The organism is Clostridium algidicarnis DSM 15099 (genome assembly GCF_002934235.1).
In the GTDB taxonomy this organism is placed as follows: domain Bacteria; phylum Bacillota; class Clostridia; order Clostridiales; family Clostridiaceae; genus Clostridium_L; species Clostridium_L algidicarnis.
Window position 1 is genome coordinate 201786 of sequence record NZ_PTIS01000002.1, and the last position, 15950, is coordinate 217735.

The following is a 15950-nucleotide window of genomic DNA, read 5'->3' on the forward strand; positions in this document are numbered from 1 at the left end:
TCGGAGGTGAATTAGATGAAAAAATCATTGAAAGTGTTATTAACAGTTTTATTGGTTATATTAGTTATAACGATTCCTTTTGTAGGATCTTATAATTCAATGGTTACATCACAGCAAAAAGTAAATACAGCAGAATCTAATATAGATGCTCAACTTCAAAGGAGGTCAGATCTTATACCAAATGTTGTAGAAACCGTAAAAGGTTATGCAGCTCAAGAAAGTGAAATATTCACACAAGTAGCAGAAGCTAGATCTAAACTTGCAGGTGCAACCACAACAGAAGAAAAGGCCGCAGCGGATCAAGAATTAACAGGTGCTGTTGGAAGACTTCTTGCAATATCAGAAAGATATCCAGACCTTAAGTCTGATCAAGTTTTTAGAGACCTTACAGTTCAGCTTGAAGGTACAGAAAATAGAATATCAGTTTCAAGACAAAATTTTAATGATGCAGCTAGTGAATATAATACATCAATTAAAAGATTTCCAAGAAATATAGTAGCAGGAATGTTTGGATTTAAAGAAAAACCTTACTTTAAAGCAGATGAAGCAGCAAAAGAAGCACCTAAGGTAGAATTCAACAATAAAAAATAAGGCTTTAAAGGAGAAGAAAGATGAAAAAATTATTTAAAAAAAATATAGTTCTTTCTTTTATTCTTTTATTATGTCTTGGTATACAGGTAAGTGCAGCAGAAGATTATCCAGAGCCTACAACCTTTAAATATATAAATGATTACTCAAACTCTATAGATAATGACACTAAAGAGTTTATAATATCTTTAGGGAAAGAGTTAGAAGATAAAACAGGAGCACAACTCGTAGTTGTAACCATAGACAGTTTAAATGGAAAAGATATAAGAGAATATGGCTATGGATTATTTTCTAAATGGGGAGTAGGAGAAAAGTCTAAGGATAATGGTCTTCTTATGATCGTTGCAGTTAAGGATAGAAAGTATGCTGTAGAGGTAGGAAAAGGCCTTGAGGGAGCAATAACAGATGTTGGTTCTGCTAGGATAATGGATGAAGTAGCAAGACCTAGCTTTAAAGAAGGTGACTTTGCTAAAGGAATAAAAGATTCATATGCAATATTTGCTGGGGCAGCAGCCACAGAATATGATGTTACATTAGAAAACAACGTTAAAGTACCTTTAGATAAAATAAAGCAGGCTCAAGACAAAAGCTCATCTGGCAAAGGAGCATCTTCTGTAGGAAGCATAATAATCTTCTTTATAATTATGATAATATTTGGAAGCCGTGGAGGCAGAAATAATAAAGGAGGTCCTGGAGGCAGAGGTGGCGGAAGGTACAAAAGAGGAATTTTCATTCCACCTTATATGGGATCAGGAGGATATGGAAGCAGCAAGGGCAGTGGCGGCGGAGGCATTAATCTAGGTGGCTTTGGCGGCGGCAGTTCTGGAGGCGGAGGTAGCTCTGGAGGCTGGTAATAGTAAAACTTAAATATTATAAGCATAATTGTAAATAATAAATAAATTTTTTGTTTTTTATTGTTTACTTGTGTAGTTAAGTGATATAATGATAGAGGATTTATACTTTAGTCAACCGTATTAATCTAAAATTAAGCCTCTATAAAGACTTGTATTTATACAAGTCTTTTTTATTGCGGGAACCTTTATTAACTTAAGTGGTTGATTTATTAAGAAATATTTCAAGTGACGTGGTTCTTTTATAAAAGAGACTTTTCACATATAATTAAACTAAGAAGAATAAATAAAAATATAATAAATGTGTAATATAAAGTAAGTTTAAAAATACAAAAATCTGGAGGTAGGTTATGAATATAGGCGTAATAATGGGGGGCATATCATCAGAAAGAGAAATATCCCTTAAAACAGGTAAAGAAATAGCTATGAATTTAAATTCAGAGAAATATAAAGTAAGCGAAATTATAATAAATAGTACAGAAGAATTAATAGAAAAGGTAAAAAATATAGATTTTGCATTTATAGCACTTCACGGCAAGTTTGGCGAAGATGGAACAATCCAATCGGTATTAAAAACATTGAATATACCTTACTCAGGGTGTGATTCATTAAGTAGCGCTATATGTATGGACAAAGATATGACTAAAAAGATATTAAAATATGCAGACATAAGAACTGGAAAGTGGATTAGTTTAAACTCTTTAGAAGAGCTAAATTATGAGCAAATAAACAAATTATCATATCCAGTAGTCATAAAGCCTAATAGCGGTGGATCTAGCGTTGCCACAAATTTAATAAGTGAAGAAAAAGATGTTAAAAATGCTATAGAAGAAGCTTTTAAATATGATACAGAAGTTATGATAGAGGAATATATAAAGGGAGATGAGATCACCTGTTGTATATTAAAAGGTAAGATGTTACCAGTACTTGCTATAAAACCAAAGTCACATTTTTTTGACTATACTTCAAAGTATGAAGATGGTGGAGCAGAAGAGATTATAGTTAATTTAAATGATAAACTTCATAAAGAAGTAGAAGAGATGGCAATTGCTTGTTGGAAAGAATTAAAATGTAGCGTTTATGCTAGAGTAGACATGATAGTAAAGGAAGGTATTCCCTATATACTAGAAATAAATACACTGCCCGGCATGACTAAAAACAGCCTATTCCCTAAAAGTGCAGCAGGAGTTAATATGGACTTTAAAATGCTTTTAGAAAATATAATTCAGTATTCCATAGAAGAAAGAAAAAATAAAGGCTAGGTATATAAAGCTATAAAATAGAGGATAATTATACTACTATATTTAGAATAAAAGTCTTAGGTGTAGCTTAAAACTCCACCTAAGGCTTGATTTTTTTTATTTACATAAGCTATATTTAATAACTAAGTCTAAAGTTGCTATTAAAGCATCCATGTGAGTTCTTTCATAGGCATGTGAAGCAAATACTCCAGGGCCTATAAGGGCTGCTTTAACGTCCCAACCAGCTCCTAATACTGCTGAAGCGTCTGAACCGTAATATGGATATATGTCGATTTTATAGTTTATATTATTTTTTACGCATACATCTATTAAGGTTTTTCTTAAATTATAATCGTAAGGGCCTGAAGAGTCTTTTGCACAGATGCAAACAGCATATTCAGTAGAGTTTTGACCAGGTCCTGGTGCACCCATGTCTACAGCTATAAATTCTCTTGTATTTTCAGGAATAGAAGCTTTTGCACCATGTCCCACTTCTTCGTAATTACTTATGAAAAAGTTTGTGGTGTGAGCTGGTTTTATATCATTATTTATCATTAATTCTATAGTATAAAGTAATACTGCAACACTAGCCTTATCATCTAAATATCTACTTTTTATATATCCTTTTTCAGTGAAGGTAGTTCTAGTATCAAGGCAGATGAAATCCCCTACATTTATTCCAAGGTTTTCTGTGTCGGATTTAGAGCTTACTCTTTCATCTAAGATAACCTCCATATTTTCTGGGGTTCTTTTAAGTTCACGAGCTTCATCTCCACTTATGTGTACAGAAGGCTTTATAGTTTGTACAGTACCTGTGTAGCTTCTACCATCTAATGTTTCAATGGTGCAGTTTTCACCATCTATAGCAGTCATCATGTAACCTCCAACTGGAGTTAAAGCTAAAGTACCGTTGGATTTAATTTCTTTAACCATAGCACCTAATGTATCAACGTGAGCAGAAAAGGTCCTTTGATAAGAGTCATCTAAACCTTTTATAGTAACAATTAAAGCACCTTTAGTAGTTTCTATAAAATCTGCTTTTAACTCTTTAAGTTCTTTTTTAAGATAGTCATTTATATTATTTGTATACCCTGTAGGACTTGAAACTTTTAAGATATTTTCTAAGTAATAGCTTAATCTGTCTTTGTTGTAATTAATGGACATAATATCACTCCTTAGTGTATATTTAATATAAGGTACATTGAAATAAAGTCTTTATTTATTTTAAAAGTACCTAATATAAATTCTAACATAAATTTTATGAAATATTAAACAATTTGGAAAAAATATGTGTATAATGTATGAAGGAAATAAAAATAAACTTTAAATAAAATATTAACTATATAAGTCTAACATGTTTTAAACTACGTATAATTTATAGTATAATGTTTATGGATATGAAAGGGGAGAGAAAATGACAGGTTCTAAAGAAGTTAAAAATAAAAAGACAATTATAATTATATCAATTGTGGCTTTAGTTATTATATTATCATTATCCGCTTATCTAGGGTATATTTACAAATATACATTAGGATGGAATAATATTATTTATTCAGATGTAAAGGTAGAATCAATAGATTTATCAGCAAAAACTAAAGAAGAGGCTATAGAGTTATTAAAAGAAAATTATGGTGATGCAATTCTAAATAAAAAGTTATCTGTAAAGGCATTAGATAATAACTATGAAATGGACTATAGTAAGCTTGAATCTAAATATAATATAGAAGAAGTAGTTGAAGAAGCTTTTGATTATGGAAAAGATAGCACAATGCTAGGTAAATATAAAATACTTAAAAGCAACTCTGGTAAGGAAATAGATTTAGATTTTACTTATGATCCAACATATATAGATGAATTTATTGAAGAAGTATCTACAGAAGTTAATGTAGCTCCAACAAATGCTAAGCTAAGCATGCCATCTAGTGGTAATTTTAATGTATCAGAGGATAAGTCTGGTTATGAGATAGATAAAGAAGCCCTTAAGAATGATATAGTAGCAAATATTAATGGTAAGGTAGATGAAAAAGTGGAAATTGAAGCTAAGGTAGATGAAATAAAAGCTACTGTATCTGCAGAAGAATTAAGTAAGATTAATTCTAAAATAGCATCCTTTTCAACTAAGTACTCACATAACTCTACTAATGATAGAGCTGTTAATGTAGAACTTGCAACTAATGCAATAAATGGTAAGGTTCTTATGCCAGGAGAAACCTTTAGTTATAATGATGTAGTAGGAAAAAGAACAGTAGAAAAAGGATATAGAAACGCTCCGGTAATAGTTGGTAATAAGGTGGAAGATGATTTAGGAGGAGGTATATGTCAAGTATCTAGTACATTATATCAAGCTGTTTTAAGAACTGGGCTTAAGTCTGTAGAAAGATATAATCACTCATTAGGTACAAGTTATATGCCTCTTGGTTTAGATGCTACGGTAGACTTTGGTAGTTCTTTAGACTACAAGTTTAAAAACACATTTGATTCACCTATATATATAGAAGGTGTAACTAGTAAAGATAGAGTACTAAGCTTTAATATATATGGTAATAGTGCATCTACTGGAAGAACTTACGAAATTGTATCTGAAGCTTATGAAACAATAAATGCAGGAGTTAAAAATGTAGAAGACCCTAATCTTCCAGAGGGACAAACAGTTGTAGAAAAGAACCCTATAAATGGAACAAAGGTTAAGGTTTACAGAAAGGTTTATGAAAATGGAGTATTAATAGATACTGAATTTTTGTCTAATGACACTTATAGGTCTATAGATGGGATAGTAAGAGTAGGAACCAAAAAACCATAGATTATTAATTTGAGTATTTAAATAAGGAAGTCTTTAAAATATAAAGGCTTCCTTATTTTTCATATCATGTGTTAAAATTTCAAGTAGTTGGATATAATGTTGGTTATAGTGTGTAACCTATTAATTGTTAAATAACATTAAGAATGAAGAAAGGTTAAAGCTTATTTGAATTAAGAAGAATTGAGTTTAATTACAACCTTATGATATACTTATATAAGGAAAAATAGAATTATTAGTAAGGAGGTAGCAGTTTTTGCGTTAATTATGATAGAAGTAGATTTAATAAATAAAATCTTAAATAATATACAAAAAGTAATAATTGGAAAAGAAGATGAAATAACAAATGTTTTAAAGGCTGTTATAGGTGGAGGACATGTATTAATAGAAGATGTACCAGGTGTTGGTAAAACTACTCTAGTTAAAGCTTTAGCTAAATCTCTATCTTTAAGTTATAGTCGTATTCAATTTACACCAGACCTATCCCCTTCAGACATAATAGGTATTTCGATTTATGATCAAAAGAGTATGGAATTTGAATTTAAGAAGGGACCCATATTTTCAAATATAGTCCTAGCAGATGAAATAAATAGAACCTCTCCTAAAACTCAATCTGCCCTTTTAGAAGTTATGGAAGAATATCAAGTGTCAGAAGGAAATAATACATATGAGGTAGAAACACCTTTTTTTGTACTAGCAACACAAAATCCTATAGAATATGAAGGAACATTTTCACTTCCAGAAGCTCAATTAGATAGATTTATGATTATGGTGAGACTTGGATATCCATCAAAAGAAAGCGAAAAAGAAATATTAAAGTTATATAAAGAAAAAGAGCCTTTTCAATACATGGATGGAGCTATAAATAAAGAAGAATTGTTATATCTTCAAAAGCAAGTTAGAAAAGTTAAGGTTAATGATAAAATTTTAGATTATATGGTAGATATATCAGAGGCAACAAGGACTTCTAAGTATTTATCATTAGGAGTAAGCACAAGAGCTATAATGTCACTTCAAAGGATAGGTCAAGCGTCAGCCCTAATAAAAGGGAGAGATTATGTAATACCAGAGGATATAAGAGAAAATGTAAGCTTAGTATTATCTCATAGAATAATATTATCATCTAAAGCTACGTCTAGTGGTTATAATAAAGAAAATATGATTTCGGATATAGTGAAAAATATAGAAGTGCCAAAGGTAACTATGTGATGAAAATAGATCATAGGGTAAACAAAATAAATCTTAAATTTGCTTTCTTGCTACTTATAACATCGATATATGCGTACATTCAAGGTGGTGTATTATCTTACACTATACTATATATATTTTTGTCTATATTTATAATAGCTATAATAACTTCTATATCCTACTATTTTTCTATAAAAGTAAATGTAGAGTTAAATGAAGATACATTTTACGTTAAAGATAATACAAATATTAAACTAATAGTTTCTAATAAGGGGATATTTAAGATACCTTATTTAATAATTAAAGGTAAATTATTTTCTTTAAATGAAGACAAATATGAAGGTGAAGCTATGTCCATTCCGCACTTTGGAGTATCAGAATATAGCTATTGTATAAAATTTAAAGTTCGAGGAAATTATGATTTGAAAAGCTTTACTATATTCATTTCAGATATATTTAATATAATAAATATTAAAAAACAAATTAAAAATAAAGATACAATAAAGGTTTATCCTAAAATTTATGACTTAGAAAAGTTAATGTCCTCTAAAAATAAGTTTTATGAAAATGCATTTTTAAAGATGGGACTTTTAGAGGATATATATTCAATAAGGGAAATGAGAGAATATAGAGAAGGGGATAATTTAAAGCGAGTAAACTGGAAGGTAAGCGCCAAGGCAAATAAGCTTGTTGTAAAAAACTATGATGCATTATCTTGTAAAGAGGTAATAGTTTTACTAGATATGAATGAATCTATATATGAAGAAGATAGCATGAGTTTAAAAGAAGAAACCCTTATAGATATATGTATTTCATGGATAATGTATAGTTTAAATCAAAATATAAGAGTTAAACTTTATATAAATGCTAAAAATGAAGAAGTTATATCTGTAAAAAGTAAAGAAGATTTTTCTAATCTTATGGAGTTTTTTGTGGGAAAAAAAAGTGATGGAGTTAGAGAATATAATAAATTTATAGCATCGAAATCCAATGAATTAAGGAATAATCCTATTATAATGATAACAGGCAAGGTGACAGGAAGTTTAATTAGATCTTTATCAAAAATTAATAAAGATAAGAAGAACATAACAGTCTTTTATTTGGACAAGGAGCATACTAAAGAAGATTTCGAAAATTTATCCATTAACGGAATAAGCTTCGTAGATATTAATCTAATGAGTAAAGATCCTCATGGTACTTATTTTTAAAGCACAAATTAACATAAAGACCTAAGTTAGGTGGTGATATTATGGAGTTAAAAGATATAAGATGGGTAGCCTTTATGTTTTATGTAAATATAATTTTCTTTTTTAAGTTATTGACAAATAGTTATAAGATTATAAACTTTAATTACACATATATAACTATACTGATATTAATAACTTTTATTTTATTTTATGTATATAAAGAGGCTTTAGTATATAAAAAACATAAGGCAGTAGCTTGGATTTTAATAATCATAGCAAGTTTAATATTCATTTATTTTAATAAAGAAAATATTGTTATGTTTAATAAGTCTATTATAGAAGATTTAGATTTATTAAATAAAGTTATATCAAGTGGAAGTGATACGAATTTTAATGATTATAAAAGAATAATAACTGTGGTGCTTCCTATAATTTGTTTAGTAATATTTTTATTGTATTATAAGGGAATTACCCATATCTTATTGATTTTAACCACCTTTACCATGCTGTTTTTATGGTATTTAGGTTATGATACTTCAGTGGAAGAAAGTTTATTTTATTACTCTTTAATTGTAGTTATTAATTTTTCTGTATCATCTAATAGAATTAATATGAAAAAAATGAGAGTACATAATATAAGAGAAAATATAAAAAGCACTTCCGTAATTACCCAAACCTTATTTTATGGGCTTTTAATAGCAGTGTTAATTAAATTGTATCCAGTAGATATTGAAGGTAGGTATGGAAATATATTAAAAACCAAGATAAATAGTGCCATAACTAACGAAAATATAGAAGGTAGTTTAAATGAAAAAGGTTATGGATTAAAGGTTTCAGGGTATAATGATAGTAATCTTAAACTAGGTGGAAAAATACAATTAGATAATAAAGAAGTTTTTAGGGTAAAAACGGATCAAAGCTATCATTTAAAGGGCAGTGTAAAAAGTATTTATACAGGAAACTCTTGGGTTGCACAATATGAAGAGTTACAAGATATATTTAAAATGAGGGACACAGATAGTAGATATATAAGTTATTTTGGTGAAACGAAAAAAAGTGAAATGTATATAGAAACTACTAACATTAAAACTAATACAGTATTTACTCCTATATACATTATGGATATAAATTATTCAGAAGGTAATAAAATTTATAAAAATGAGCGTGCAGATATTTATAAATCTTTTAATATAATAAAAGAAGGGTATAAATTAGATTTTATAGATGAGTATAGAATGAAACCTATATTAATTAATAAAGGTACAGATTATGCTAGGGAAGATTTATATAACTATACTCAGTTACCAGATTCCATAACTGAAAGAACTAAAACTTTAGTAGAAGATATAGTAAAGGGAACCGATAATCCATTGGAAAAGTCAAAAAGGATAAGAGAATACTTAGAATCAAATTATAACTATTCTTTAGATGTTAAAGATGTTCCCTTAGATAAAGATTTTGTAGATTATTTTTTATTTGAAGAAAAGAAGGGGTATTGCGTCTATTTTGCAACGGCAGCAACTGTTATGAATAGGATAGCAGGGGTTCCATCAAGGTATGTGGAAGGGTTTAATATGCCAAAGGAGAAAAGTTACGAGGACTTTTATTTAGTTACAAATAAAGATGCCCATGCTTGGACAGAGGTGCTAGTAGATTCTAAAAATATGATATGGACTATAGAGGATTCATCGCCTACTGCTAGAGAATATGAAAGTTCTTTAAACGAAAACATGCCTGAAGTTAATATAAATAAGTCTCCTGATCAGGATTTAATGCAAGACCCTAATAAAGATGAAATTATTAAAGATGCTAATGACGAAGAAAATGATATAAATACTAATTTGGATTATAGCCATAAATATAATTATGTTTTTATTAAAGTAATAATTGTAATATTTATATACATGTTTATTAACCTGGTTACTCAAAATAGAAGAAAAAACAAAATATTAAAGGGTGATTATAAATATTCTTATTTTTATTTAGAAAGAAGACTTAAAACTATAGGTATAAAAAGAGAAAGCAATGAAACGGAAAAGGATTATATAAATAAAATTAGTAATGTTAAGCTTAGAAATACGTGTCTAGAGTTAATAGAATGCTTATACAAAGACTATTATGGAAGATACAAATCAAAGGAGTTTAAAGGGAAAGAATTTTATTTTAATTTAGAAAAGTACTTAAAAGAAATACAAGGAATATCTTATTATATATATAAATATATTATATTTTTTAGAGTTAAAACTACTTCTTAGATTAAGAGGTGGTTTTAATTTTTTTAAAATTTGATATAATGGTGTGTGAGTAGGAATATCTAACCTTAGAAATAAAGGTGGATAACTAGAAGGAGAATTTAATATGAAATATAAAATGATATGTACCGATATGGATGGTACTTTATTAAACACTAATAAAGAAATTAGTGATAAAACAAAAGAAGCTATAAAAAGAGCTGATGAAATGGGGGTACATGTAGTTTTAAGTACAGGAAGAATGTTTAATTCCGCAAATTATTATGCATCAATGATAGATATAAAGACACCCATAATTTCAGCTAATGGAGCATTTATAAGAGATAGAAGCAAGGAAGATGTTATATATAAAAATGTTTTAGGTAAAGAAAATTGTAAGATTTTACTTGAAATATTAAAAAGACATAAGATTCATGGCCACTTTCATACACCAAGTGCATTATTTTCAGATAAACTAGTTTTTTCTGCAAAGATATATGATGATATGAATAAAGATTTACCAGAGGATAATAAAATAGAAATTAATATAATAAAAGATAATTGGGATGAGGTCTTTGAGAAAAATGAAGAATCTATAGTAAAATGTATAGGAATAGATGAGGACGTAGAAAAGGTTAAAAGAGCTAAAATAGATATGCTAAAGGTTAAAGGAATAGAAGTTGTAAGCTCTTATGAAAATAACTTTGAAATAATGACAAAAGGAGTATCTAAAGGAAGAGGAGTAGAGATTTTAGCAGCATACTATAATATTAAACCTGAAGAAATAATTTGCATTGGAGATAATGAAAATGATTTATCTATGATAAAATTTGCAGGACTTGGCGTTGCTATGGGAAATGCACCTAGTAATATAAAAGAAGAGGCAGATTATGTAACTGATACTAATGATAATGATGGAGTTGCAAAAGTTATAGAAAAGTTCATACTAAATTCACTATAAATGTAATAGAACTATACTATAATATATATAGTGTTCTAAATGAATAAAATAACATAGAAACATTGTTTTATATAAATAATGAAAAGCTTTGTATTATTTAAAATCCTAAAATAGCGGAGGCAATAAAATTGAATTTAAATATAGTACTATATCAACCAGAAATACCTCAAAACACAGGCAATATAGCTAGAACTTGTGTATTAACAAACTCTAAGTTACATCTTATAAAACCTTTAGGTTTTAGTTTAGATGAAAAACACCTTAAAAGAGCAGGACTTGATTATTGGCCTCTCTTAGATATTGAAATTCATGAAAGTTATGAGGCACTTAGAGAAAAATACAGCCATGGTAGATTTTATTTTTCTACAACGAAAGGAAAAAACTTTTATCATGAAGTAGAATTTAAAGAAGGGGACTTCATAGTATTTGGTAGAGAATCTATGGGACTTCCAGATTACATAAGAGATAGTGACCCAAATAAATGTATAAGGATTCCTATGATTAATACTACAACGAGATCCTTAAATCTTTCAAACACAGTATCTATAGTAGCCTATGAAGCCTTAAGGCAGATGGATTTCCCTGTTATGAAATAAGAAAGACTTAAATATAGTAGATTAATTAGAATCGTATCTTAAGTATAGCTATGTTATTTAAAATAGAACTTTGTCGAAATAAATAGAAAATTATCAATCTATACGGTTTCATAATAGGTGCTATAAAAAAAAGCTATAGAAGATATTTGAAATAACAGTAGAATTTTTATCTTTTATGGGTTACAATAAGGGTGAAAAAAATAACAAGCTAAATGAAAATTAATATATAAGTGAATGAAGTTTTCGGAAGATAACCTTATAAAAAGGGTAGCCGAAGGAGTAAGTAATATAGCCCATATATTATGAATCTCTCAGGCAAAAGGACCGAATGCTGACACATCTCTGGAAAGCGATAGCACCGAAGGAGTAATTCTCTCAGGTAAAAAGACAGGGGAAAAGGGAGTAAGCCTTTTTTCTTTGTCTTTTTTTATAAAATGATAGTCCACACAATTCAAAATAAAGGGCTTAAACAAATCTAAGGAAATATAAAAAGAATTTTAAAATTCATAACCTAGGAAGGAATTAATATGATTATTGAAAAGTTTATTGTAATTACAAATAATACTTTAAGTAAAAAGAAACTAGAAGATGATTACAACGTAAAATTTTTAAACATTACACCTTTAGACTTATTGTATGAGGTTAGGGATTATATACATCTTGGACATAGATTATTAACGCATCCCCTTATGAGTAGTATAAAGCCTAATGAAACGCCATTTAGAACAGTATTAATATCAAAGGACAAGGAAAAGCAGTTAGATATGGACTCCCTAAATATTATTGAAAATTCTATAAATACTACAAAAAGATTTCTTAATGACTTTGATACACCAAACTGGACAGAAGAAATTTTACAGGACTTTCAATTAATAGACTATGATTTAGTACATCATGCTATAGATTAAATCCAATTAGGATAAAATTTATATTAAAAAAATTGTATAAATAGTTAGAAATATTAACTTAAATTATGTAAGGAGGAATTTTAATGGCTCAAATTTATGATACTATAATAATAGGTGGTGGCCCAGCAGGTTTATCTGCAGGATTATATGCTTCAAGATCAAAGATGAAAACTCTTTTAATAGAAAGAGGTAAGTTTGGTGGTCAAACAGCTACTACAGATGAATTAGAAAACTATCCTGGATCAGCTCCAAATTCTACAGGACCACAATTAGTAGAAAGAATGAGAAAGCAAGCAGAAGAATTTGGAACTGAATTTTTAAAGGATGAGGTTTTAGAAGTTGAATTAGAAGGAAAGATAAAAAAGATAATTTGTAAAAAAGGAACTTATGAAGCTAAAACTATAATAATAGCTACAGGAGCTTACCCAAGACTTTCAGGATTTAAAAATGAAACTGAACTTAGAGGTAAGGGAGTTTCTTATTGTGCAACTTGTGATGCTGATTTCTTTACAGAATTAGATGTAGCTGTTATAGGTGGTGGAGATTCTGCTATAGATGAAGCTATATACCTAACTAAGTTTGCAGATAGTGTAACTATAATTCATAGAAGAGAAGGTTTTAGAGCAGCTAAAACTTCTTTAGAAAAAGCACAAAAGAATCCAAAAATCAAATTCATATTAGATACAGTAGTTGAAGAAGCTAAGGGCGATGAAATTCTTGAAGGATTAGTTCTTAGAAATGTAAAAACAAATGAAGTAACTGACCTTACTGTAGATGGATGTTTTGTATTTGTAGGATATCTTCCAATATCAGAATTGTTTAAAGGAAAAATCAAGCTAAATGATAGAGGCGATATAATAACAGATGAAGACATGAGATGTGACATTGAAGGCGTATTTGCAGCTGGAGACATAAGAGAAAAGACTTTAAGACAAGTGGTAACAGCTACTGCTGATGGAGCTATTGCAGCAACTACAGCAGAAAAATATGTTGAAGCTAATTTTGCGGATTAATTAAAATTTAAATAGATCCAAAATAAAGAAAGTGGAGGGATTTACAATGTTAGAATTAAACAAAGAAAATTTTGAAGCAGAGGTAACTAACTATACAGAAAAGCCTGTATTCGTTGACTTTTGGGGAGATAAGTGTGAAATATGTTTAGAGCTTATGCCAGGAGTACATGCATTAGAATCAAAATATAGCGATAAAATAAAATTTGCTAGCTTAAACATTGGTGGTTCTAGAAGACTTGCTATATCACAAAAAGTTTTGGGATTACCAACAATGATAATATACAAAAATGGTGAAAGATCAGAAGTTATAACTCCAGATAAAATAAGCACCATTGATGATGTAGAAAATTTCATAAAATCAGTATACGACACACTATAATTTATTTTTTGTCTACAAGTCAAAAACTTAATTATTTAGGATTAAATTAATGATTGAAGACATTAAATAACAATTTTTAAGTTTCAGATGAAGTTTAAAACTTCATCTGAAATAAAAGTAATATTTATTAAGTTCCAAACTGAGTTACTGTGCATATTTCATAGCAGCTTGGATAATATAAGAATATTTAGGAGGTGAACGCTTTGCGTCTAGAAATTGGAAATATATTCATAAAAGATGTTCAATTTGGACCAGAGACTAAAGTTCAAAATGGTGTACTCTATGTAAATAAAGAGGAATTGTTACAAGAAGTGTCTGGAGATGAGAGAATTCAAAGCATAGACTTTGATATCGCAAGACCAGGTGAAGAAGTAAGAATTATCCCTGTAAAAGACGTAATTGAGCCTAGAGTAAAAGTTGAAGGTAAGGGTGGAATATTCCCAGGCTTCATGAGTAAAGTTGATACTGTAGGATCAGGAAGAACACATGTATTAAAAGGCGCTGCTGTAGTTACTACAGGTAAAATTGTAGGGTTCCAAGAAGGAATTATTGACATGGCAGGAGAGGGAGCTAAATATACTCCATTCTCAAAAACTAATAACCTAGTTATAATAGTTGAACCAAAAGAAGGCGTACTTCAACATGATCATGAGCAAGCAGTAAGAATGGTAGGATTTAAGGCAGCTACATACTTAGGTAAAGCAGGAAAAAATGTAGAGCCTGATGAAGTAAAAACTTTTGAAACATTACCATTGTTAGAGCAAGTTAAACAATATCCAGACCTACCAAAGGTTATATATGTTTACATGCTTCAAACTCAAGGATTACTTCACGATACCTATGTTTATGGGGTAGATGCTAAGAAGATAATACCTACATTTATTTACCCAACAGAAGTATTTGATGGAGCTATAGTAAGTGGAAACTGTGTTTCAGCTTGCGACAAGAATCCAACTTATGTTCATTTAAACCAACCTATAATTGAAGATTTATATTCAAGACATGGTAAAGACTATAACTTCTTAGGTTGTGTTATAACTAATGAAAACGTATATCTTGCAGATAAAGAAAGATCATCTAATATGACTTCAAAATTAGTTGAATTCTTAGGAGCAGAAGCGGTTATAATATCAGAAGAAGGATTTGGTAATCCAGATGCTGACTTAGTTATGAATTGTAACAAGATAACAGAAAAAGGCATAAAAACAGTACTTGTTACTGATGAATATGCAGGCCAAGATGGAAGTTCACAATCACTTGCAGACTCAACTCCAAAGGGAGATGCTATAGTTACAGGCGGAAACGCTAATGAAGTTATAACATTGCCTCCAATGAAGAGAGTAATAGGTCATCCAGAAGTTGCAAATGTAATTGCTGGAGGATATTTAGGAAGTTTAAGAGAAGATGGATCTATAAATGCAGAAATTCAAGTTATTACAGGAGCTACTTCAGAAGTTGGGTTTAATTACTTAACTGCTAAGGGTTACTAAAATTAAAATTATTTGTTTTGAAAGGATGGAATAATATGTTAGAAGGAAAAAAAGTTATTGCAATAGGAGATAGAGACGGTATACCAGGCCCTGCTATAGAAGCTTGTGTAAAATCCGCAGGAGCAGAAGTAGTTTTTGTTTCAACAGAATGCTTTGTTTGAACAGCTGCAGGAGCTATGGATCTGGAGATCCAACAAAGAGTAAAAGACCTTTCTGAAAAGCATGGTCCAGAAAATTTAGTAGTTATAATAGGTGGAGCAGAAGCAGAAGCTTCAGGACTTTCAGCAGAAACAGTTGCTGCTGGAGACCCAACATTTGCAGGTCCTTTAGCGGGAGTTGAGCTAGGACTTGGAGTTTACCACATGGTAGAACCTGAAATCAAAGATGAGTGCAATGCAGAAATTTATGATGAGCAATGCGGAATGATGGAAATGGTTTTAGATGTAGACACTATAATATCAGAAGTTAAAGGTGTAAGAGACGAATTTTCTAAATTCAATAAATAAGATTAAAAAATAAA

At 29.5% G+C, this 15950-nt stretch carries 15 protein-coding genes and 1 riboswitch; of the genes, 14 read left to right on the forward strand and 1 reads right to left on the reverse strand.

Annotated elements, in window-relative coordinates; genetic code table 11:
• Positions 1-15 precede the first annotated feature (15 nt).
• The 3 genes from BD821_RS03075 (at position 16) to BD821_RS03085 (ending at position 2701) form a co-directional block, all read left to right on the forward strand.
• The gene (locus BD821_RS03075) at positions 16-591 is read left to right on the forward strand and encodes a LemA family protein (protein WP_104409252.1); all 576 of its coding nucleotides are present in this window, start codon (positions 16-18) and stop codon (positions 589-591) included.
• A 20-nt stretch (positions 592-611) separates the two neighbouring features.
• The gene (locus BD821_RS03080) at positions 612-1442 is read left to right on the forward strand and encodes a TPM domain-containing protein (RefSeq protein ID WP_104409253.1); all 831 of its coding nucleotides are present in this window, start codon (positions 612-614) and stop codon (positions 1440-1442) included.
• 347 nt (positions 1443-1789) lie between these two features.
• On the forward strand, positions 1790-2701 hold the full coding sequence (locus BD821_RS03085) for a D-alanine--D-alanine ligase (protein WP_104409254.1): 912 nt from the start codon (positions 1790-1792) through the stop codon (positions 2699-2701).
• Positions 2702-2797: 96 nt separating this feature from the next.
• Here the strand turns inward: BD821_RS03085 and BD821_RS03090 are convergent, their stop codons facing one another.
• Positions 2798-3838, reverse strand: a complete 1041-nt coding sequence (locus BD821_RS03090; protein ID WP_104409307.1) for a M42 family metallopeptidase — start codon at positions 3836-3838, stop codon at positions 2798-2800.
• Between the two features lie 256 nt (positions 3839-4094).
• Here BD821_RS03090 and BD821_RS03095 point away from each other — a divergent pair, with 256 nt between their 5' ends.
• The 11 genes from BD821_RS03095 (at position 4095) to grdA (ending at position 15936) form a co-directional block, all read left to right on the forward strand.
• Positions 4095-5480, forward strand: coding sequence for a VanW family protein (locus BD821_RS03095; RefSeq protein WP_104409255.1), 1386 nt, complete (start codon positions 4095-4097; stop codon positions 5478-5480).
• 264 nt (positions 5481-5744) lie between these two features.
• Positions 5745-6686 (forward strand): AAA family ATPase, encoded by a 942-nt coding sequence (locus BD821_RS03100; RefSeq protein WP_104409256.1) that lies wholly within the window; start codon positions 5745-5747, stop codon positions 6684-6686.
• 119 nt (positions 6687-6805) lie between these two features.
• On the forward strand, positions 6806-7873 hold the full coding sequence (locus tag BD821_RS03105; RefSeq protein WP_169993933.1) for a DUF58 domain-containing protein: 1068 nt from the start codon (positions 6806-6808) through the stop codon (positions 7871-7873).
• Positions 7874-7914: 41 nt separating this feature from the next.
• Positions 7915-10107 (forward strand): transglutaminase-like domain-containing protein, encoded by a 2193-nt coding sequence (locus tag BD821_RS03110; RefSeq protein ID WP_104409258.1) that lies wholly within the window; start codon positions 7915-7917, stop codon positions 10105-10107.
• Between the two features lie 103 nt (positions 10108-10210).
• On the forward strand, positions 10211-11044 hold the full coding sequence (locus BD821_RS03115; protein WP_104409259.1) for a Cof-type HAD-IIB family hydrolase: 834 nt from the start codon (positions 10211-10213) through the stop codon (positions 11042-11044).
• Positions 11045-11172: 128 nt separating this feature from the next.
• Positions 11173-11640 (forward strand): tRNA (cytidine(34)-2'-O)-methyltransferase, encoded by a 468-nt coding sequence (locus tag BD821_RS03120; RefSeq protein ID WP_029452519.1) that lies wholly within the window; start codon positions 11173-11175, stop codon positions 11638-11640.
• A 234-nt stretch (positions 11641-11874) separates the two neighbouring features.
• Positions 11875-11977, forward strand: a riboswitch (glycine riboswitch).
• 190 nt (positions 11978-12167) lie between these two features.
• Positions 12168-12548, forward strand: coding sequence for a GrdX family protein (locus BD821_RS03125; RefSeq protein ID WP_207719869.1), 381 nt, complete (start codon positions 12168-12170; stop codon positions 12546-12548).
• 83 nt (positions 12549-12631) lie between these two features.
• Positions 12632-13561, forward strand: a complete 930-nt coding sequence (trxB, locus tag BD821_RS03130) for a thioredoxin-disulfide reductase (RefSeq protein ID WP_104409260.1) — start codon at positions 12632-12634, stop codon at positions 13559-13561.
• Positions 13562-13607: 46 nt separating this feature from the next.
• Entirely contained in the window at positions 13608-13940 is a 333-nt protein-coding gene (locus tag BD821_RS03135; protein ID WP_104409261.1) for a thioredoxin family protein, read from the forward strand.
• A 203-nt stretch (positions 13941-14143) separates the two neighbouring features.
• Positions 14144-15430 (forward strand): glycine/sarcosine/betaine reductase component B subunit, encoded by a 1287-nt coding sequence (locus tag BD821_RS03140; RefSeq protein ID WP_104409262.1) that lies wholly within the window; start codon positions 14144-14146, stop codon positions 15428-15430.
• Between the two features lie 35 nt (positions 15431-15465).
• Positions 15466-15936 (forward strand): glycine/sarcosine/betaine reductase complex selenoprotein A, encoded by a 471-nt coding sequence (grdA, locus tag BD821_RS03145; RefSeq protein WP_104409263.1) that lies wholly within the window; start codon positions 15466-15468, stop codon positions 15934-15936.
• Positions 15937-15950: the final 14 nt, after the last annotated feature.